The organism is Streptomyces canarius (assembly GCF_014650735.1).
Lineage (GTDB): Bacteria > Actinomycetota > Actinomycetes > Streptomycetales > Streptomycetaceae > Streptomyces > Streptomyces olivaceoviridis.
Map to the genome: position 1 here is coordinate 79,848 of NZ_BMVN01000007.1, position 19,364 is coordinate 99,211.

Annotated in this window: 17 protein-coding genes; 7 read left to right on the forward strand and 10 right to left on the reverse strand. The window is 72.1% G+C overall.

What is annotated here, in order from left to right; genetic code table 11:
* Positions 1 to 43: 43 nt before the first annotated feature.
* Together IE294_RS12660 and IE294_RS12665 are read right to left on the reverse strand one after the other, a co-directional pair.
* Entirely contained in the window at positions 44 to 886 is an 843-nt protein-coding gene (locus IE294_RS12660) for a siderophore-interacting protein (protein WP_189885370.1), read from the reverse strand.
* 50 nt (positions 887 to 936) lie between these two features.
* A complete protein-coding gene (locus tag IE294_RS12665) occupies positions 937 to 1,983 on the reverse strand; it encodes an ABC transporter substrate-binding protein (RefSeq protein WP_189885372.1) in 1,047 nt (348 codons plus the stop codon).
* Positions 1,984 to 2,406: 423 nt separating this feature from the next.
* Here IE294_RS12665 and IE294_RS12670 point away from each other — a divergent pair, with 423 nt between their 5' ends.
* On the forward strand, positions 2,407 to 2,580 hold the full coding sequence (locus IE294_RS12670; protein WP_189885375.1) for a hypothetical protein: 174 nt from the start codon (positions 2,407 to 2,409) through the stop codon (positions 2,578 to 2,580).
* A 54-nt stretch (positions 2,581 to 2,634) separates the two neighbouring features.
* On the opposite strand, the gene IE294_RS12675 is transcribed toward IE294_RS12670, so the two are convergent.
* The 4 genes from IE294_RS12675 to IE294_RS12690 are packed head-to-tail and all read right to left on the reverse strand — an operon-like array spanning position 2,635 to position 8,283.
* Positions 2,635 to 3,795, reverse strand: a complete 1,161-nt coding sequence (locus IE294_RS12675; protein ID WP_189885377.1) for an acyl-CoA dehydrogenase family protein — start codon at positions 3,793 to 3,795, stop codon at positions 2,635 to 2,637.
* A 5-nt stretch (positions 3,796 to 3,800) separates the two neighbouring features.
* A complete protein-coding gene (locus tag IE294_RS12680; protein ID WP_189885379.1) occupies positions 3,801 to 4,745 on the reverse strand; it encodes a hydroxymethylglutaryl-CoA lyase in 945 nt (314 codons plus the stop codon).
* Complete coding sequence (locus IE294_RS12685) at positions 4,742 to 6,655, reverse strand: ATP-binding protein (RefSeq protein WP_189885381.1); 1,914 nt, start codon at positions 6,653 to 6,655, stop codon at positions 4,742 to 4,744. The genes IE294_RS12680 and IE294_RS12685 overlap by 4 nt, the downstream gene beginning before the upstream one ends.
* A gap of 11 nt (positions 6,656 to 6,666) precedes the next feature.
* A complete protein-coding gene (locus IE294_RS12690; RefSeq protein WP_189885383.1) occupies positions 6,667 to 8,283 on the reverse strand; it encodes a carboxyl transferase domain-containing protein in 1,617 nt (538 codons plus the stop codon).
* Between the two features lie 97 nt (positions 8,284 to 8,380).
* Here IE294_RS12690 and IE294_RS12695 point away from each other — a divergent pair, with 97 nt between their 5' ends.
* The 3 genes from IE294_RS12695 to IE294_RS12705 all read left to right on the forward strand — a co-directional run bounded on the left by IE294_RS12695 (position 8,381) and on the right by IE294_RS12705 (position 11,301).
* A complete protein-coding gene (locus tag IE294_RS12695) occupies positions 8,381 to 8,977 on the forward strand; it encodes an SACE_7040 family transcriptional regulator (protein ID WP_014672878.1) in 597 nt (198 codons plus the stop codon).
* 236 nt (positions 8,978 to 9,213) lie between these two features.
* The gene (locus IE294_RS12700) at positions 9,214 to 10,371 is read left to right on the forward strand and encodes an acyl-CoA dehydrogenase family protein (protein ID WP_189885385.1); all 1,158 of its coding nucleotides are present in this window, start codon (positions 9,214 to 9,216) and stop codon (positions 10,369 to 10,371) included.
* A gap of 48 nt (positions 10,372 to 10,419) precedes the next feature.
* Positions 10,420 to 11,301 (forward strand): acyl-CoA thioesterase, encoded by an 882-nt coding sequence (locus IE294_RS12705; RefSeq protein WP_189885388.1) that lies wholly within the window; start codon positions 10,420 to 10,422, stop codon positions 11,299 to 11,301.
* A 341-nt stretch (positions 11,302 to 11,642) separates the two neighbouring features.
* Here the strand turns inward: IE294_RS12705 and IE294_RS12710 are convergent, their stop codons facing one another.
* The 3 genes from IE294_RS12710 to IE294_RS12720 form a co-directional block, all read right to left on the reverse strand.
* The gene (locus IE294_RS12710; RefSeq protein WP_189885390.1) at positions 11,643 to 11,882 is read right to left on the reverse strand and encodes a hypothetical protein; all 240 of its coding nucleotides are present in this window, start codon (positions 11,880 to 11,882) and stop codon (positions 11,643 to 11,645) included.
* A gap of 92 nt (positions 11,883 to 11,974) precedes the next feature.
* Positions 11,975 to 12,763, reverse strand: a complete 789-nt coding sequence (locus IE294_RS12715; protein WP_189885392.1) for a phosphatase — start codon at positions 12,761 to 12,763, stop codon at positions 11,975 to 11,977.
* A 78-nt stretch (positions 12,764 to 12,841) separates the two neighbouring features.
* Positions 12,842 to 14,401 carry a PucR family transcriptional regulator gene (locus tag IE294_RS12720; RefSeq protein WP_189885394.1) on the reverse strand — a complete coding sequence of 520 codons (1,560 nt, stop codon included), beginning with the start codon at positions 14,399 to 14,401 and terminating at the stop codon, positions 12,842 to 12,844.
* A 191-nt stretch (positions 14,402 to 14,592) separates the two neighbouring features.
* On the opposite strand from IE294_RS12720, the gene IE294_RS12725 reads away from it, so the two are divergent.
* Genes IE294_RS12725 through IE294_RS12735 form a run of 3 tightly spaced genes read left to right on the forward strand, consistent with a single transcriptional unit; the run spans position 14,593 to position 18,772 of the window.
* Positions 14,593 to 16,053 (forward strand): sodium:solute symporter family protein, encoded by a 1,461-nt coding sequence (locus IE294_RS12725; RefSeq protein ID WP_189885396.1) that lies wholly within the window; start codon positions 14,593 to 14,595, stop codon positions 16,051 to 16,053.
* A gap of 56 nt (positions 16,054 to 16,109) precedes the next feature.
* Positions 16,110 to 17,090, forward strand: coding sequence for an agmatinase (gene speB, locus IE294_RS12730; RefSeq protein ID WP_189885399.1), 981 nt, complete (start codon positions 16,110 to 16,112; stop codon positions 17,088 to 17,090).
* Positions 17,087 to 18,772 carry a thiamine pyrophosphate-binding protein gene (locus IE294_RS12735; RefSeq protein ID WP_189885401.1) on the forward strand — a complete coding sequence of 562 codons (1,686 nt, stop codon included), beginning with the start codon at positions 17,087 to 17,089 and terminating at the stop codon, positions 18,770 to 18,772. The genes speB and IE294_RS12735 overlap by 4 nt, the downstream gene beginning before the upstream one ends.
* On the opposite strand, the gene IE294_RS12740 is transcribed toward IE294_RS12735, so the two are convergent.
* Positions 18,750 to 19,169, reverse strand: a complete 420-nt coding sequence (locus tag IE294_RS12740; RefSeq protein ID WP_189885403.1) for an ATP-binding protein — start codon at positions 19,167 to 19,169, stop codon at positions 18,750 to 18,752. The genes IE294_RS12735 and IE294_RS12740 overlap by 23 nt on opposite strands.
* Positions 19,170 to 19,364: the final 195 nt, after the last annotated feature.

Below are 19,364 nucleotides of genomic sequence, written 5' to 3' on the forward strand. Positions count from 1 at the left end.
GGGACATGCCGTGACCCGTGACCGATGCCACGACAGGTCAGGTTTATCCGGCGGTCCGGAGCTGCTCCTCCGTCATCCCCTGCCGCCAGTAGCCGACGAAGGTGACGCGTCGCCGGTCCACCCCGCGCTCACCGACGAAGTGCCGCCGCAGCGCCTTCACCCGACCGGACTCGCCGGCGATCCACACGTACGCCCGCTCGGCGTCCGGCAGGGCGGCGGCTCGTACGGCGTCGACGGCCAGGGGGGACCCGCCGTGCCGTACGAGCCAGGTGATCTCCGCGTCCGCCTCCGTGCGCACGTCCTGGATGTCACCGGCGTGCGGCACCTCCAGCCAGGCCCGGGCCCGGGTGCCGGCGGGAAGGGCTTCGAGGATCGCGGTCGCGGCGGGTACGGCGGTCTCGTCGCCGCACAGCACGACGGGACCGGTGTCCTCGGGCGGACGGAACCGGATCGCCCGGTTGTCGGCGACGGCCGGGCCGAGCAGCAGCACCCGGTTACCGGCGGCGGCACGGGCGGCCCAGCGGGAGGCGGGGCCGGCGGGCGTGGCCGCACCCGGCTCCACGCCGTGCAGGGCGAAGTCGACGTCGATCTCGTCGGGGTCGCGGCGCAGCGCCCGGAGCGTGTACGAGCGCATCACCGCCCGTACGTCGTCCGGGAGTTCCCGCCACCCCTGCCACCAGCTGTCGCCCAGTTCCAGCGGGACGACGGGCTCGGTCTGCCCGGGATGCGGGAGGAAGAGCGACAGGGACTGGTCGCGCCCGTCCGAGTGGAAGGCGTGCAGATCGGCTCCGCCGAAGGTGACCCGGACCAGGGACGGACCGAGCCGCCTCGTCCGTACGACCTGGAGGGAGAAGAAACGGAACGGGGCGGCTACGGCCGTCGTCATGTGTGGCTCCTGAGAGGGGGGTTCAGGGCTTTGTCAGAGGTGCCTGCGGGTCAGCTGACCTTCTTGGCCTTCTCCAGGGCCTCGGCCAGGTTCGTCAGCAGCGGCACGCACTTGTCGTACGACAGGATCGGCTCGGGGGAGCGGGCGATGACCTGGCCCGCCTTCACCGCGGGCAGCTTCTTCCAGGTGGCCTTGGTGATGTCGGCGGGCTGGATGGCCGAGGTGCGGTCGTCCATCATGATGATGTCGGCCTGGTACTTGTCGACGTTCTCCCAGCTCAGCGACTCGTACCAGCCGCCGCCCTGCTTCTTGGCGCTCTCCGGCGGCTCCACGAAGTTCACGCCGAGGGCCTTGAAGTACTCCAGGTCGATGGAGAGGTTGGTGCCGGAGACGTAGAACAGCTGGTCGCTGGCGCTGCCGGCCATCACCTTGATGCCGGGCTTGGCCTTGGCGGCGGCGCGCAGCCGGGCGGCGGCGTCCTCGAACCGCTTCTTGGCGTCGGTGACCTTGGCGGCCTTCATGTCCGCGCCGAGCGACTCGGCGAGGCCCCACATGCGCTGGAGCGGCTCGGTGAGCCGGCGGTCGTAGACGGAGATGCCGACGCTGGGGGCCAGTTGGGCGATCTTCTCCTTCGACTCCTCGGGGACGTACCAGAGGGTGCCGGCGCCGTCGAACATCGTGGAGACGAGCACGTCCGGGGCGAGGGAGGCGTACTTCTCGACGCTGAACTGGCCCCAGGTGTTGCCGAGGACCGTCACCTTGCTGATGTCCATGTCGCCGGCCTGGACATCGGGCTTGCCGGCGGTGGTCCTCGTCGGGCCGAAGACGCCCTTCACCTGGATGCCGTAGTCGTACAGCGCGGCGCCGACACCGGTGAACGCGACGATGTTCGCGGGGACCTTGTCCAGCTTCACGGTCGTGCCGCGGTCGTCCTTGAAGGACCAGGGCCCGGACGGGCCGGCCTTCGCCTCCGCGCCGGAGCCGCTGTCTTTGCCCGTGTCGTCCCCGCAGGCGGCGAGCGCGGCACCGAGTCCGAGGGCGCCGCCGGCGGCGAGCAGGCCACGGCGAGTGAGGTGGGTGACACGGGCATGGGGCATGGGTATGACTGCTTTCGAACGGGGCGGAGCGCCCGCCGGACAAGTTCGAAGGTAGGTTAGCCTAACCTCACCTGATGTCCAGGGGGCGGGTGCCTGCCCGTTCGACCGGTGCGCGCCCGGCAGACAACCGCCGACGGGCCCGGAGTTGGCGGTACGGCGGACAGGCCGGGGTCCGCGCGGCTACAGTCGGCACCGCACGGCCGGCACAGCCGGCTGCGACGGGAACGGGTCCGACGTCCCTTTCGGGCGTGGTGGCCGGCGTGAGCCGACCCCGCGTCAATCGCGACAACCGCATACATGGCCTGTACGTCGGCAGGGCCTCAGTTGGTCATCCGTATTTCGGGTGGTCGGCCTGAGACACCTGCCCTCGCATACGCGGTCATCCCTCGGCTCGGCCACCCTCCGGCTCAGGAGGAACCGAGCGTGGATCTACAGATCACCCTGGCGATTCTCGGCGTGGCGGGCGTCGTGTCCGCGGCTCTGTCCGCCCTGAAGGGGCTTCTGGACCAGGTGCCCGATGTGATCCGGTCCTGGCGGCGCGTCGTGGACGAGGCCCGGCGTCCGCGCCCGGACGACGGCGGGGACAGTGCGCGATGACACGGGACCGGCGGCCGGTGCTGCCGGTCCCGTGCGGGTGGGCCGGGCTCCGGGTCAGCTCACCAGGCCCAGTTCGCGGGCGATCAGCATCCGCTGGACCTCGCTCGTGCCCTCGCCGATCTCCAGGATCTTGGAGTCGCGCCACATACGGGCCACCGGGTACTCGTTCATGAAGCCGTAGCCGCCGTGGATCTGGGTGGCCTCGCGGGCGTTGTCGACGGCGACCGTGGAGGAGTAGAGCTTGGCCAGGGCCGCCTCCTTCTTGAAGGGATCGCCGGCCACCAGACGGCTGGCGGCGTCGCGCCAGGCGAGGCGGGCGGTGTGGGCCTTCATCTCCATGTCGGCGATCTTGAACTGGATGGCCTGGTTGGCGCCGATGGGCTTGCCGAAGGCGTGGCGTTCCTTGGCGTACTTGACCGATTCGTCCACACAGCCCTGGGCCAGGCCCGTCGCCAGGGCCGCGATGGCGATGCGGCCCTCGTCCAGGATGCGCAGGAACTGGGCGTAGCCCCGGCCCTGTTCGCCCAGCAGGTTGGCGGCGGGGACCCGGACGTCGGTGAACGACAGCTCACGGGTGTCCGACGCGTTCCAGCCGACCTTCGAGTAGGGCGCCGCCACCGTGAAGCCCGGCGTGCCCGACGGGACGATGATCGCCGAGATCTCCGGCCGGCCGTCCGGCTTGCGGCCGGTGACGGCGGTGACGGTCACCAGTGCCGTGATGTCCGTGCCCGAGTTGGTGATGAAGCACTTCGAGCCGTTGATCACCCACTCGTCCGTGTCCGGGTCGAGGCGTGCCGTCGTACGGGTCGCCCCCGCGTCGCTGCCGCCGTCGGGTTCCGTGAGGCCGAACGCGCCCAGGATCTCGCCCGCGCACAGCCGGGGCAGCCACGTGCGCTTCTGCTCCTCCGTGCCGAACAGGTGCAGCGGCATCGCGCCCAGCGAGACCCCCGCCTCCAGGGTGATGGCCACCGACGAGTCGACGCGGGCCAGCTCCTCCAGCGCGATGCCGAGCGCCAGGTAGTCGCCGCCCATCCCGCCGTACTCCTCCGGGAACGGCAGCCCGAACAGGCCCATGCGGCCCATCTCCCTGACGATCTCGTACGGGAACTCGTGCCGCTCGTAGAAGTCGCCGATCTTCGGCGCCACGACATCGTGCGCGAACTCCTCCACCGTACGGCGGAGGTCCTCCAGCTCGGGGCTGAGACGGTGGTCCATGCTGATCACTGGTCCTTGTGGGAGAGAGCGCGGACGGTACGGGACGGGCTGGGGCGGCCCAGCTGTTCGGCCATCCACACGCTCGTGGCGGTCAGACGGCCGAGGTCGACACCCGTCTCGATGCCGAGCCCGTGCAGCATCCAGACGAGGTCTTCGGTGGCGAGGTTGCCGGTGGCGGACTTGGCGTACGGGCAGCCGCCGAGGCCGCCGGCGGAGGCGTCGACCGTGGTGACGCCGTGCTGGAGCGCCGCCAGCGTGTTGGCGAGCGCCTGGCCGTAGGTGTCGTGGAAGTGCACGCCGATCACCTCCGTCGGCACGCCCCGCTCGTTCAGCAGCCCGAGCAGCTCGCGCACCTGACCGGCCGTGGCCACGCCGATCGTGTCGCCGAGGCTCAGCTCGTCACAGCCCATGTCCCGCAGGGCCGTGCACACCCGGGCCACCTGGTGCGGCGGCACCGGGCCCTCCCACGGGTCGCCGAAGCACATGGAGACATAGCCGCGCACGTGCACGCCCTGGTCCTTGGCCTGCCGGACCACCGGCTCGAACACCGCCAGCGACTCGTCCAGCGTGCGGTTGAGGTTGGCCTTCGCGAAGGACTCGGTGGCGCTGGCGAACACGGCGACGCGTTCGGCGCCGAGGGCCAGTGCCCGGTCCAGGCCGCGCCGGTTGGGGACCAGCACCGGCAGGGCGGCTCCGGGAAGGTCGCTCACCAGCGGGAACAGCTCCTTGGCGTCCGCGAGCTGGGGCACCCACTCGGGGTGCACGAAGCTCGTCGCCTCGATCGTCGTCAGGCCCGCGCCGGCCAGCCGCCGGATGAACTCCGCCTTCACCGCCGTCGGCACGGCCGTCTTCTCGTTCTGCAACCCGTCCCGCGCGCCGACCTCGTGGATCCGCACCCGCGCGGGCAGGCCCGGGGCCGGTACGACCATGGGCAGGCCGTCGACGCTCATTCCGCTGCCTCCTTGGGGGCGATGACGGCCAGCACCTGGTCCATGGCGACCGTCGTGCCGGGCGTCACGTCCAGCTCGGCGACCGTGCCGGCGTGCGGGGCGGAGATGACGTGCTCCATCTTCATCGCCTCCACCACCAGCAGGCTCTGCCCGGCGGTCACTTCGTCGCCGACGGCCACCTTGACCACCGTCACCGTGCCGGGCATGGGCGCGGTGAGCGAGTCGGCACCCGCGTGGGCCGCGCGGTTCAGCGACGCGGCCACCGGGTCGTGGTCGCGCACCTGCCAGGCGTCGCCGTCGCGGCCGATCCAGTCACCGGCCCGGCGGAAGGTGTGCCGGACGCCGTCCAGGGTGACGGTCACGCGATCGCCGCTGACGGTGTAGGTGCCGCGCGGCGAGTACGTCACCGGGTCCTGCGCCCGCAGGTGGAAGGCGGGCGGCTTCGGGGTGCCGCCGAGGCGCCAGCCGCTCGGCACGGAGAAGGGGTCGGTCCAGCCCTCCGCACGCGGCTGGAGCCGCTCCAGGCGTACGGCCGCCGCGGCCTCGTAGACCTCCTCGGGCACGTCCGTGGAGACCAGGTCGTCCACGACGCGTTCGACCAGGCCCGTGTCCAACTCGCCCGCCACGACCGCCGGATGGGCGAGCAGCCGGCGCAGGAACCCGGCGTTGGTCTGCACGCCCAGCGTGACCGTCTCCGCGAGCGCCGAGCGGAGCTTCCTGAGCGCCGTCTCGCGGTCGGGGCCGTACGCGATCACCTTGGACAGCATCGGGTCGTACAGGCTGCCCACCTCGGTGCCCTCGGTGAGCCCGGAGTCGGTGCGCACACCGTCGCCCTGCGGTTCGCCCAGCAGCAGGACCGTGCCACCGGACGGCAGGAACCCGCGCGCGGGGTCCTCCGCGCAGATCCGGGCCTCCACCGCGTGGCCGGTCAGCCGCAGGTCCTCCTGCGCGAACCCCAGCGGCTCCCCGGCGGCCACCCGCAGCTGCCACTCCACCAGGTCCAGCCCGGTGACGAGTTCGGTGACCGGGTGCTCCACCTGGAGCCGGGTGTTCATCTCCATGAAGTAGTACTGCGAAGGGTCGCCGCCCGGGACGATGAACTCCACCGTGCCCGCGCCCCGGTACCCGCACGAGCGGGCCGCCTGGACGGCCGCCTCGCCCATCGCGGCCCGGGTCTCCTCGTCGAGGAGCACGCTCGGCGCCTCTTCGATGATCTTCTGGTGGCGCCGCTGGAGGGAGCACTCGCGCTCGCCCAGGTGGACCACGGTGCCGTGGCCGTCGGCCAGCACCTGGATCTCGATGTGCCGGGGCCGGTCGACCCACCGCTCCACCAGCAGGGTGTCGTCGCCGAAGGAGGCGCGGGCCTCGCGGCGGGCGGCGGCGATCTCCTCCTCCAGCACGGTCATGTCCCGCACCAGCCGCATGCCCTTGCCGCCGCCCCCGGCGGACGGCTTGAGCAGCACGGGGGCGCCCAGGGCGCGGGCCGCCTCGGCGAGCTCGGGGTCCCGGCCGCCCGGCACCACCGGCACCCCGGCCGCCTGCACCGTCTCCTTGGCGCGGATCTTGTCGCCCATGAGCGCGATGGCGTCCGCCGGCGGGCCGATGAACACCAGCCCCGCCTCCTCGCAGGCGCGCGCGAAGCCCGCGTTCTCCGCGAGGAAGCCGTAGCCGGGGTGGACGGCCTGGGCGCCGGTGCGGGCGGCGGCCCGAAGCAGCCGCTCCACCGACAGATAGCTCTCGGCGGCCGGCGCCGGACCGATCCGTACCGCAGTGTCGGCCTCCCGGACGTGCCGCGCGTCGGCGTCGGCGTCGGAGAAGACCGCCACCGAGCGCACGCCCAGCGAGCGGAGCGTACGGATGACGCGTACGGCGATCTCGCCCCGGTTGGCCACCAGCACTGTGTCGAACACGGTTCCCCTCCTCACATCCGGAAGACGCCGAACTGGGGGTCTCCCAGGGGCGCGTTGGCGCAGGCCGTCAGGGCGAGGCCCAGCACCTGACGGGTCTCCAGCGGGTCGATCACGCCGTCGTCCCAGAGCCGGGCGGTGGCGTAGTAGGCGTTGCCCTGGCGTTCGTACTGCGCGCGGACGGGCGCCTTGAACGCCTCCTCGTCCTCGGCGGGCCAGGACTCCCCGCGCGCCTCCAGCTGGTCCCGCTTGACGGTCGCCAGCACGGACGCGGCCTGCTCGCCGCCCATGACGGAGATCTTGGCGTTCGGCCACATCCACAGGAAGCGGGGGGAGTAGGCCCGGCCGCACATCGAGTAGTTGCCCGCGCCGTAGGAACCGCCGACGACGACCGTCAGCTTCGGCACGCGCGTGCAGGCGACCGCGGTCACCATCTTGGCGCCGTGCTTGGCGATGCCGCCCGCCTCGTAGTCCTTGCCGACCATGAAGCCGGAGATGTTCTGGAGGAACACCAGCGGGATGCCGCGCTGGTCGCACAGCTCGATGAAGTGCGCGCCCTTCTGGGCGGACTCGGAGAACAGGATGCCGTTGTTGGCGACGATCCCGACCGGGTGGCCGTGGACGCGCGCGAAGCCGGTGACCAGGGTCTGCCCGAACTCGCTCTTGAACTCGGCGAACCGGGAGCCGTCGACCACGCGCGCGATGATCTCGCGGACGTCGTAGGGGGTGCGGGGGTCGACCGGGACCGCGCCGTAGAGCCCGTAGGGGTCCACCTTCGGCTCCGTGACGGGCGTGACCTCCCAGGGCGGGGACTGCCGGACCGGGAGCGTGGCGACGATGTTCCGGACGATCCTGAGCGCGTGCGCGTCGTCCTCGGCGAGGTGGTCGGTGACCCCGGAGACCCGGGAGTGGACCTCGCCGCCGCCCAGCTCCTCCGCCGTCACGACCTCGCCGGTGGCCGCCTTCACCAGGGGCGGGCCGCCCAGGAAGATCGTGCCCTGGCCGCGCACGATCACGGCCTCGTCGCTCATGGCCGGGACGTACGCCCCGCCGGCCGTGCAGGAGCCGAGCACGGCCGCGATCTGCGGGATGCCCGCGCCGGACATCCGGGCCTGGTTGTAGAAGATCCGCCCGAAGTGGTCCCGGTCCGGGAAGACCTCGTCCTGCATCGGCAGGAAGGCCCCGCCGGAGTCGACCAGGTAGACACACGGCAGCCGGTTGTCGAGGGCCACCTCCTGGGCGCGCAGGTGCTTCTTCACCGTCATCGGGTAGTACGTGCCGCCCTTGACCGTGGCGTCGTTCGCGACGATCACGCACTCGCGTCCGCTGACCCGGCCGATCCCGGCGATCACCCCGGCGGCCGGGGCCTGTCCCTCGTACATCCCGTCGGCCGCGAGCGGGGCCAGCTCCAGGAAGGGCGAGCCCGGGTCGAGCAGCGTGTCCACCCTGTCCCTCGGCAGCAGCTTGCCGCGCGCGGTGTGCCGGGCCCGCGCCTTCTCGCCGCCGCCGAGGGCCGCCGCGGCCAGCTTGGCGCGCAGTTCCTCCACGAGGGCGAGATGCGCCTGTTCATTGGCCCGCCAGGCCTCCGACGCGGGATCTGCCGCGCTCTGAAGCTCCGGTGCCTCCTGCATCCTGCGGTTCCCCTCACCGGTGATCGAACCTGTTAATGAGCGTTAACCATCGCCACCAGGTTAACGACCGCTAACCTCGCTGTCTAGAATTGTCGGCATGGCCACCAGAACCGACGCCCCCACCCGCCGTGAGCAGATCCTCAAGGAGGCCGCCCGGCTGTTCGCCGAGCGCGGGTTCCACGGCGTCGGCGTCGACGAGATAGGTGCCGCGGTCGGCATCAGCGGCCCCGGCCTCTACCGGCACTTCCCGGGCAAGGACGCGATGCTCGCCGAGCTGCTGGTCGGCATCAGCGGGCAGTTGCTGACCGGGGCCAAGCGCCGGCTGGCGGAGGCCGACGGGGTCCCCGCGACCCGCATCCTCGACTCCCTGATCGAGGGCCACATCGACTTCGCCCTGGACGACCGCCCGCTGATCACCCTGCACGACCGCGAGCTGGACCGCCTGCGGGACAGTGACCGCAAGCTGGTGCGGCAGCTCCAGCGGCAGTACGTGGAGCTGTGGGTGGAGGTGGTCCGCGCGGTGTACCCGGGCCTGACCGAACCGGCCGCCCGCTCGGCCGTCCACTCGGTCTTCGGCCTGCTCAACTCCACCCCCCACCTCGGCCGCGCCGGCACGCTGCCCGGCCGGGGCACGACGGCGGCCCTGCTGCACCGCATGGCGCGGGGCGCGTTCGAGGCGGCGGGCGAGGAGTAGCCCGGCCGCGCCGTTCACACAGGTCGGCGACATGACCTGAGGCCCGCTGCACCGATGGCGGGGGAGCCGTGACGACCGGCATGGCCGGGGGTCACCGGCGATCTCCGGGCCGGACCCCTGGGGGAAGCGTGACGAGCGTTACGGCGGGACCCCCCTGGACGGGATTCCGTACTCGCCGGTACGGTGAGTGAGCAAGCGCTTAGACATGCCGATGTCAGGTACGTGGAGGTGGCGGCGTGCGCCGTACGGTGTTCAACGAGGATCACGAGGCGTTCCGGGAGACCCTTCGCGCCTTCATCGAGGCCGAGGTCGTGCCGGTGTACGACGAGTGGTTCGCCGCCGGCCAGGCGCCGCGCGACTTCTACTACAAGCTCGGCGAGCTGGGCATCTTCGGCATCAGCGTGCCCGAGGAGTTCGGCGGCGCGGGCCTGGACACCCACAAGTTCGAGGCCGTCCTCTACGAGGAGACCGCCCGCGCCGGCGTGCAGTTCGGCGGCTCCGGCGTGCACGTGCTGCTCGCCCTGCCCTACATCAAGATGCTCGCCACCGACGAGCAGAAGAAGCGCTACCTGCCGAAGTTCGTCACCGGCGAGGAGATGTGGGCCATCGCGATGACCGAGCCGGGCACCGGCTCCGACCTCGCGGGCATGAAGACCACCGCCAAGCTCTCCGAGGACGGCACGCACTACGTCCTCAACGGCGCCAAGACCTTCATCACCGGCGGTGTGCACGCCGACAAGGTGATCGTCTGCGCCCGCACGGCCGCGCCGACCGCCGAGGACCGCCGCCACGGCATCTCCCTGTTCGCCGTGGACACCACGTCCGAGGGCTACTCCATCGGCCGCAAGCTGGACAAGCTGGGCCTGCGCACCTCCGACACCGCCGAGCTGGCCTTCGTCGACGTCAAGGTCCCGGTCGAGGACCTGCTCGGCGAGGAGAACAAGGGCTTCTCCTACCTCGGCCACAACCTGGCCTCCGAGCGCTGGGGCATCGCCTTCGGCGCCTACGCCCAGGCCAAGGCCGCCGTCCGGTTCGCCAAGCAGTACGTGCAGGAGCGCACCGTCTTCGGCAAGCCGGTCGCCCACTTCCAGAACACCAAGTTCGAGCTGGCCGCCTGCCAGGCCGAGGTGGACGCCGCCGAGGCGGTCGCCGACCGCGCCCTGGAGGCCCTGGACGCCGGTGAGCTGACTCCCGCCGAGGCCGCCTCCGCGAAGCTCTTCTGCACCGAGGTCGCCCACCGCGTGATCGACCGCTGCCTCCAGCTCCACGGCGGCTACGGCTACATGAACGAGTACCCGATCGCCCGCCTGTACGCGGACAACCGTGTCAACCGCATCTACGGCGGTACCAGCGAGATCATGAAGACGATCATCGCCAAGGACATGGGCCTGTAAGGCCCCGGACACCGGCGCGCGATCACTGTTCCGGTACCACCGCACACCATGAGCCAGGCACTCCAGGACCTCCTCGATCTGCTCGACCTGGAGCAGATCGAGGAGAACATCTTCCGCGGCCGGTCCCGCTCCGCCGTCGTCCCGCGCGTCTTCGGCGGGCAGGTCGCGGCGCAGGCGCTGGTCGCCGCCGGGCGGACGGTCCCCGCGGACCGGCCCGCCCACTCCCTGCACGCGTACTTCCTGCGCCCCGGCGACCCGGACGCGCCGATCGTGTACACCGTGGACCGCATCCGTGACGGCCGGTCCTTCACCACCCGCCGGGTGGTCGCCGTGCAGCACGGCAAGCCGATCTTCCACCTGTCGGCGTCCTTCCAGGTGTATGAGGACGGGCTGGAGCACCAGGCGCCCATGCCCGCCGCGCCCGACCCGGCGACGCTGCCAACCTCCCAGGAACGGCTGGGCGGCTACGGCCACCTCGCCGCCGACGTCGTGGAGCGGTTCCTCCAGGCGCGCGAGGCCATCGACCTCAGGTACGTGGACGAGCCGCCGTACGGGCGGTACGGCGAGCCGCGGGAGCCGCACTCCCAGGTGTGGTTCCGCACCAACGGCAAGCTCGGCGGCGCCGTCGACGAACCCCTGCTGCACGTCGTCCTCGCCACCTACGTCTCCGACATGACCCTGCTGGACTCCGTGCTGCTCGCGCACGGGCGCGGCGGCTGGGCCGTCGGGGACGTCGTCGGCGCCTCCCTGGACCACGCGATGTGGTTCCACCGCCCCTTCCGGGCCGACGAATGGCTGCTGTACGACCAGGAGTCACCGTCGGCGCACGGCGGCCGGGGCCTCGGCCAGGCCCGCATCTACACCCAGGACGGGCGGCTCGCCATCTCGGTCATCCAGGAGGGTGTCGTCCGGGTGCCGAGACGGGTGTGACCCGGGTGCTCTCCGAGATGACGCGTGACCTATGTGGGACTAGGCTCTCTGAGTGGAAGCCGCAGTGAACGGCATGCCCGGCAGACCCGTTACGAGGTGCCCGGCGCCGTTTCGTTCCCCAGTTCCTCCTGGCTGCGGCGACACCTGAAGACCGCGCCGCGTTCTTCCCCTTTCGCAGCGGCGACGGCCATCCACCTCGCGCCTCCCCCAGGGAGCCGGGAGAGACGATGGAAATGGAAGGTATTCCCATGCGATCACAGCGAGCGAGGCGTCTCGTCGCGATCTCCGCCGGCGGTGTGCTGCTGGCCGGAGGTGCCGCGATCGGCACGGCCGCAACCGCCTCAGCCGCGGACCACACCGACCAGAGTTCCTACAGCAGGGACTATGGAGGCGACCACGGTGGCGGTGGCGACCATGGTGGCGGCGGCGACCACGGCGGTGGTGGCGGTCACGGCGGTGGCGGCGGTCACGGCGGCGGTGGCGGCGGTCACGGCGGCGGTGGCGGCGGTCACGGCGGTGGCGGCGGCGGTCACGGCGGCGGTGGCGGAGGCCACGGCGGCGGTGGCGGTGGCGGCGGTCACTGAGCCGACCGGGAACTGACGACGTGCGGCCCCGTCCCGCGGGGCCGCACCTCAGTGTTGACGGAACATCAGACGTCCCGTACGGCGCACTGTCAGACGAGGCCCGCCGCCGCGAGCAGGTAGGCCGTCATCGGGTCGTAGTGGCGCGGGCTCACCACATGGTCGTCCAGCGGGACGACGACCTGCACGGTGCCCTCGGACTCGGCGAGGAACAGCGCCGGGTCGTTGCAGTCGGCGTACCCCACGGAGTCGACCCCGTGCTGTCCCGCGTACCCGGCCCAGCCGTGGTCGGCGACCACCAGGTCCGGCAGCGGGCGCCCCTTTCGCTCAAGTCCCGTCAGGACGGCCCGCATCGGCTCACCGGAGTGGGTGTGCCACAGCGTCGCCCCGTGTTCCAGCACGGCCACGTCCGCGAACTGCATCACGTACCCCTCGTCCGTCTGGAGCCCGTCCGGGATGACGACGATCTCGCAGCCGGCGGCGCGCAGCGCGGCGGCCGTGGCCCGGTGGACGTCCAGCAGACCGCCCGGGTGTCCGGTGGCGAACAGCACCCGCTGCCGGTCCTCGGCCGCCTTGCGCAGCCGCGCCGCCATGCGGTCGAGGGCGTCCACCGTCAACTCGGGGTCGATGGTGTCCTGCCCGTACCGGTACTCCGGGTCGTCGTTGACGCCCACCCGCTCGGCCATGACCGCGAGCACGTCCTGCTCGTCCGTCCAGCGGTCGCCCAGTTCCAGGCCGAGCCAGTAGTTGCGGACACCGTTGGCGAGCTGGCGGTAGTGGGAGAGGTTGTTCTCGCGGGGGGTGGCGACGTCCCCCGCGATACGCGTGCGCACCAGGTGGTCGACGAGCTGGGCGCGGCTGGGTGTCCCGGATATCGGCATGCCTCCCATTGTGGGGCAGTGCCCGGCGCGCGTCCTCGGCATATCGTCCGCTGGGACGGGGGTCACGCACGGTCGCCGTCAGTCACGGCGCAGCGCGAACCACAGCTCCATGCGCACGTCCGGATCGTCCAGGTCGGCGGCCAACAGGGCGGCGCAGCGGGCGATCCGCTGCCGCACGGTGTTGCGGTGCACGTCCAGCGCCACCGCCGTACGGTCCCAACTGCCGTGCAGGGACAGCCAGGTGCGCAGGGTGTCGGCGAGCGCGGCCTGCCCCGCGAGGGGGGCGAGCAGCGTACGGGCGTGGGTCTCGGCGTCCGCCCGCGGCACCAGGTCCGCCAGCGCCGGCCGGGCCGCGTGCCGGACCAGGGGGGTGCGGGTGGCACGGGCCCGGGCGAGGGCACGGGCGGCCTGGGTGTCGGCGGCGGGCCACTCCCGGGGTCCGGCCGCGGCACTCACCCCGAGCGTCCAGCCGGGCTGCGGCCCCGGTTCCCGGTCCGCCGGCACCAGCACGCGTACGACGTCGCGGGCGAGGTCGACCAGGGGCGAACCCAGGGCGGCGCCCAGCGCGGAGGCGGCGACCGCGTCCGGGGCCTGGGCCTCCGGCCGCGCGTGCACCACGAGCCACTGCCCGGTACCGAGCAGCGGCGCCACCTCCTCGGGCGGGGCGCCCAGCAGCAGCCGGACGAGCGCGGAGGACCGGGCCGCCCCGGCCCCGCTCTGGTGCTCGCCGGTCAGCAGGGCCAGCAGGACGGCGGCGACGGAGGCGATGGTGTGATCACCCGGGTCACGGCGGGGGGCGGCCACCCCGAGCACGAACCCTTCCCCGGCCCCGAGGGCGTAGACGGCGAGGTGGGTGGCGCCGTGGGTGTCGGTGGCGGAGGTGGGGTGCGGGCGGGGGGCCGGTGCGTTCGGTGCGTTCGGTGCGCTCGGTGCGGAAGGGGTCGGGTGCGGTCGGCCGCGGGGAGCGGTCGGTGGGGGAGCGGTCGGGTGTCTGACCACCTTCGCCAGCTCCGCCAGCGCCCTCCGCGCGTCCTGCGGTGTCTCCCGGCCCGCCCCCGCGATCTCCGTGCCGTCGGGCCCGTAGAGCACCGCCCGGCCGCCCAGGCGCTGGGCCAGCTGGCGCAGCACCGAGGGGACCGGATCCGGCCGGGAGGCGGCGGCCGCCAGACTCTGCTGGGCCTCGGTGACCCGGCGCAGCTCGGCCAGCCGGGCCTGTGCCATCAGCTGCCAGACCGCGCGGGCCACCGCGGAGAACGTGGTGTGCGGCGGGACCTCCAGCAGCGGCAGGCCGTACCGGTCGCAGGCGGCGACCAGGGCGCGCGGGACCGTGTCGTGCACGGGGGCCACCCCGAAGCCGAGGGCCGCGCCGCCCGCCGCCACGATCCGCGAGACGTAGTCGTCGAAGTAGGTGCCCGAGCCGGCCGCCTCGGGGATGTGCACCCCGGCCGTGAGCAGCAGCTCGCCGCCCAGCAGATAGGGGTAGGGGTCGGCCATCTCCGAGGTGTGCGCCCAGTGGATCACGATCCCCGGGTCCGCCGGCCCGGCGATCTGCCGCAGGGCGAGGTCGTCCCGGGCCAGCAGGGCCTGGAGCGTGACCGGTGGGGTCGGCGGGACCGCTGGGGTGATCGTCTCGGGCATGGTGTGCGTTCCCTCCATCCCGCCCCGTTCATATGGATGAAACGTACACTTCGCAGTCGCTTTCCGGCCACCTAGCCTCAAGGGGCACGGCAGCCGCGGGTACGGGCGGATGTCCCCGCGAGCCGCTGCCGGCACATCCCCGAAGCACCTGCACGACACGCCACCGGACAGTGCGCGAAGGAGGGCCCCACATGGCCGTCGACTACACAGTGATCGTCGTCTATCTCGCCGGCATGCTCGCCATGGGCTGGTGGGGTATGCGCCGCGCCAAGTCCAAGAGCGAGTTCCTGGTGGCCGGCCGCCGCCTCGGGCCCGCCATGTACTCCGGCACCATGGCGGCGATCGTCCTCGGCGGCGCCTCCACCATCGGCGGTGTGGGCCTCGGTTACCAGTACGGCCTCTCCGGCGCCTGGATGGTCTTCACCATCGGCCTCGGCCTGCTCGCCCTCTCCGTCTTCTTCTCGGCCCGGATCGCCCGCCTGAAGGTGTACACGGTCTCCGAGATGCTCGACCTGCGCTACGGCGGCCGGGCCGGCGTGATCTCCGGCGTCGTCATGTGGGCGTACACCCTCATGCTCGCGGTGACCTCCACCATCGCCTACGCCACGATCTTCGACGTGCTCTTCGACATGAACCGCACGGTCGCGATCATCCTCGGCGGCTCGATCGTCGTCGCGTACTCGACCCTCGGCGGCATGTGGTCCATCACCCTCACCGACATGGTCCAGTTCGTCGTCAAGACCATCGGCGTGCTGCTCCTGCTCCTGCCGATCGCGGTCGTCAAGGCGGGCGGCTTCTCCGGGATGAAGGCCAAGCTGCCGACCGGGTACTTCGACCCGCTGGGCATCGGCGGCGAGACGATCTTCACCTACGTCCTGATCTACACGTTCGGCATGCTCATCGGCCAGGACATCTGGCAGCGCGTGTTCACCGCCCGCAGCGACAGGACCGCCAAGTGGGGCGGCACGGTGGCCGGGACCTACTGCCTGGCCTACGCCCTGGCCGGCGCGGTGATCGGCACGGCCGCCAAGGTGCTCTACCCCAAGCTGGGCAGCCCCGACGACGCCTTCGCCACCATCGTCAAGGACGAACTCCCCGTCGGCGTGCGCGGACTGGTCCTGGCCGCCGCCCTCGCCGCCGTGATGTCGACGTCCTCCGGCGCCCTGATCGCCTGCGCCACGGTCGCCAACAACGACATCTGGTCCCGCCTGCGCGGGGTCGTGCGACGGGACGGCGACGACCACGACGAGGTCACGGGCAACCGCGTGTTCATCCTGGTCATGGGCCTCGTCGTGATCGGCACGGCGATCGCCCTGAACAACGTCGTCGAGGCGCTCACCGTGGCGTACAACCTCCTCGTCGGCGGCCTGCTCGTGCCCATCCTGGGCGGTCTGCTGTGGAAGCGCGGCACGGTCCAGGGCGCGCTGGCCTCCGTGATCGTCGGCGGCCTCGCCGTCATCGGCCTGATGGCCGGCTACGGCATCCTCGCCAACGAGCCCGTCTACTACGGCCTGCTGGCCTCCCTCGCGGCCTACGTCGCCGTCTCCCTGGCCACGCGGCCCACCGACGAGACGGTCCTCGCCACCTGGCGCGAGCGCCTCGCCGGACGCTCCCCCGAACTTCCGTCCGAACCGGTCCCGGCTCACCAGTAGAGTCATAGGGAAAGCAGTACAAGCGCGATGAAGCGCTGGAAAGAAGGCATTTCACCATGAGCAGCAACGAGACGCCCCGCGGCCCCGTCGACTCCTCCCGCATCCCGCGGTACGCCGGACCCGCGACCTTCGCCCGGCTGCCCCGCCTGGACGAGGTCGGGACCGCCGACGTCGCCGTCGTGGGCGTGCCGTTCGACTCCGGCGTCTCGTACCGGCCGGGCGCTCGCTTCGGCGGCAACGCCATCCGCGAGGCGTCCCGGCTGCTGCGCCCCTACAACCCGGCGCAGGACGCCTCACCGTTCGCCCTCGCCCAGGTCGCGGACGGCGGCGACATCGCCGTGAACCCGTTCAACATCAACGAGGCCGTCGAGACCATCGAGGCCGCCGCCGACGACCTGCTCGGCACCGGCGCCCGTCTGATGACCCTCGGCGGCGACCACACCATCGCGCTGCCGCTGCTGCGCTCGGTGGCGAAGAAGCACGGCCCGGTCGCCCTGCTGCACTTCGACGCCCACCTGGACACCTGGGACACCTACTTCGGCGTCGAGTACACGCACGGCACCCCGTTCCGCCGCGCGGTCGAGGAGGGCATCCTCGACACCTCCGCCCTGTCCCACGTCGGCACCCGCGGCCCGCTGTACGGCAAGCAGGACCTGACGGACGACGAGAAGATGGGCTTCGGCATCGTCACCTCCGCCGACGTCTACCGCCGGGGCGCCGACGAGGTGGCCGACCAGCTGCGCCAGCGCATCGGCGACCGCCCGCTGTACATCTCCATCGACATCGACTGCCTCGACCCGGCCCACGCGCCCGGCACCGGCACGCCGGAGGCGGGCGGCATGACCTCCCGCGAGCTGCTGGAGATCCTGCGCGGGCTGGCCGGCTGCAACCTGGTGTCGGCGGACGTCGTCGAGGTGGCCCCGGCGTACGACCACGCCGAGATCACCTCGGTCGCCGCCTCCCACACGGCGTACGAACTGACCACCATCATGAGCCGCCAGATCGCGGCGGCCCGGAAGGACGCGGAAGCGAAGTGACCCACGACCACGACCTGGTACTCCGCCCGACGCCGGCGCAGATCACCGCGGCCCTGGACCCTCCCCCGGGGCGCAACGGCGGAGACCTGGTCGTGGAGACGCTGGCCGGGCTGGGCGCGACGACCGTCTTCGGCCTCCCCGGCCAGCACGCCCTCGGCATGTTCGACGCGCTCCGCCGCTCCTCCCTGCGCTACGTGGGCCTGCGGGTGGAGAACAACGCGGGCTTCGCGGCGGACGCGTACGGCAGGATCACGGGCGAGGCGGCGCCGCTGCTGCTCTCCACGGGTCCGGGCGCGCTGACGTCACTGGCCGCGCTCCAGGAGGCGGCGGCGGCCAGCGCGCCGGTGCTGGCGATCAGCAGTCAGATCCCGACGGCGGGCCTGGGCGGCGGCCGGCACGGCTACCTCCACGAACTCCCGGACCAGGCGGCCTCGTTCCGGGGTGTGGTGAAGTCGGTCCACACGGTCCGCACCCCCTCGCAGATCCCCTCCGCCCTCGCGGCGGCCTGGAAGTCGGCCCTGACGGCCCCGCACGGCCCGGTGTGGGTGGAGATCCCGCAGGACGTCCTGCTGGCCGAGACCTCGCTGCCCGTGGTGACGGCGATGGACGCCACCCCGGACGACCTGGTCCCGCGCCCGGAACTGACGGCGGTGGCGGCCGACCTGCTCTCCCGCGCCGCCCGTCCGGCGATCATCGCGGGCGGCGGGGTCGTACGGTCCGACGCCTCCGGCAAGCTGCTTCAGCTCGCCGAGAAGCTGGACGCGCCCGTGGTGACGACGTTCGGCGGCAAGGGCGCGTTCCCCTGGGAGCACCCGCTGTCGATGCGGTCCTGGCTGGAGGACCGCCACACCACGGACTTCCTGGAGGACGCCGACGTCCTCCTGGTGGTCGGCTCGGGCCTGGGTGAACTCTCCTCGAACTACCACACGTTCAAGCCCCGCGGCCGGGTGATCCAGATCGAGGCGGACCTCGGCAAGCTGGAGTCCAACCACCCGGCGCTCGGCATCCACGCCGACGCCCGACTGGCCCTCCAGGCCCTGCTGGAGACGGTGGAGGAACGGACGGACGAGACGGCACCGCGCCGGGTGCGGGAGCTGCTCGCGAAGGTCGCCGACCGCATCGCGTCCCAGGACCTCACCCTGGAACAGCACGTGCTGGCGTCGGTCCGCCGCGCCCTGCCCGCCGGCTCCCCCTCCTTCTGGGACATGACGATCCTGGCCTACTGGGCCTGGTCCGCGTTCGACGCGCAGGGTCCGAACACCATGCACTCGGCCCAGGGCGCGGGCGGCCTCGGCTACGGCTTCCCGGCGGCCCTGGGCGCGGCGGCGGCGGACCCGACGCGCCCGGTCCTGGCGGTGTCCGGCGACGGCGGAGCGCTCTACTCGATCGCCGAACTGGCCACGGCGAAGCAGTACGGCCTGAACGTCACCTGGCTGATCGTCGACGACGGCGGTTACGGCATCCTCCGCGAGTACATGACGGACGCCTTCGGCCAGGCGACGGCGACGGAACTGACCCGCCCGGACTACGTCGCCCTCGCCGAGTCCTTCGGCGTGCCGGGGGCGCGCACCACCCCGGAGACGCTGGAACAGGACCTGACGAAGGCCCTGGCGACCCCGGGCCCGTCGGTGGTCGTACTCCCGGCCGTGCTCAGGATGTTCACGCCGACGCACCTGGGCTGATCAGGGGGGGCGGCAGCAGCTCGGCCCAGGTCGCCTTGCCGATCCCGTGCCTACGGGGGCAGCAGCCCCAACGCACCGCGAGCGCACCGACGATGGCGAGCCCGCGGCCCTGCTCGTCGTCGGCCTCCGCCGTTCTCGGTACCGGTCCGCCGGAGTTGGCGTCAGCGACCTCCACGCGCAGCCGGCCGTCGTACTGGGCGAGACGCACGCCGATCTCGCGGCCGGGCGGTCTCCGGGCGTGCTGGATGGCATTGCTCATCAGTTCCGACAGCAACAGCGCGGCGGTATCGGCGACTTCGCCGTCGACCTTCCATTCGGCGAGTTGCGTCCGGAGAAGCGCGCGGGCGCGTCCGGCGCTGCGGGGACCATGGGGTAAGCGCCACTGGACTTCAGTCATGACGGGACCCTTCGAGGCGATCAGGCGACTGACGCTGGGATACATCTCTAGAGATGTGAGAAGTGAAGCGTTCTTGCGTGACTCCGCGCAACATGTCTCTAGAGATGTGATGCCTCATGGTCGAACTCGGGTGCCGTCTGACTGCGGATACGAGGCCCCTGATGCCTACGATGTCTAGAGATGATCGGAGGAGAG

Coding starts and splice junctions, on each gene's coding strand:
- IE294_RS12660 (WP_189885370.1), bottom strand. CDS start 886: ATGACGACGGCCGTAGCCGCCCCGTTCCGTTTCTTCTCCCTCCAGGTC.
- IE294_RS12665 (WP_189885372.1), bottom strand. CDS start 1,983: ATGCCCCATGCCCGTGTCACCCACCTCACTCGCCGTGGCCTGCTCGCC.
- IE294_RS12675 (WP_189885377.1), bottom strand. CDS start 3,795: ATGGACCACCGTCTCAGCCCCGAGCTGGAGGACCTCCGCCGTACGGTG.
- IE294_RS12680 (WP_189885379.1), bottom strand. CDS start 4,745: ATGAGCGTCGACGGCCTGCCCATGGTCGTACCGGCCCCGGGCCTGCCC.
- IE294_RS12690 (WP_189885383.1), bottom strand. CDS start 8,283: ATGCAGGAGGCACCGGAGCTTCAGAGCGCGGCAGATCCCGCGTCGGAG.
- IE294_RS12695 (WP_014672878.1), top strand. CDS start 8,381: ATGGCCACCAGAACCGACGCCCCCACCCGCCGTGAGCAGATCCTCAAG.
- IE294_RS12705 (WP_189885388.1), top strand. CDS start 10,420: ATGAGCCAGGCACTCCAGGACCTCCTCGATCTGCTCGACCTGGAGCAG.
- IE294_RS12715 (WP_189885392.1), bottom strand. CDS start 12,763: ATGCCGATATCCGGGACACCCAGCCGCGCCCAGCTCGTCGACCACCTG.
- IE294_RS12720 (WP_189885394.1), bottom strand. CDS start 14,401: ATGCCCGAGACGATCACCCCAGCGGTCCCGCCGACCCCACCGGTCACG.
- IE294_RS12725 (WP_189885396.1), top strand. CDS start 14,593: ATGGCCGTCGACTACACAGTGATCGTCGTCTATCTCGCCGGCATGCTC.
- speB (WP_189885399.1), top strand. CDS start 16,110: ATGAGCAGCAACGAGACGCCCCGCGGCCCCGTCGACTCCTCCCGCATC.
- IE294_RS12740 (WP_189885403.1), bottom strand. CDS start 19,169: ATGACTGAAGTCCAGTGGCGCTTACCCCATGGTCCCCGCAGCGCCGGA.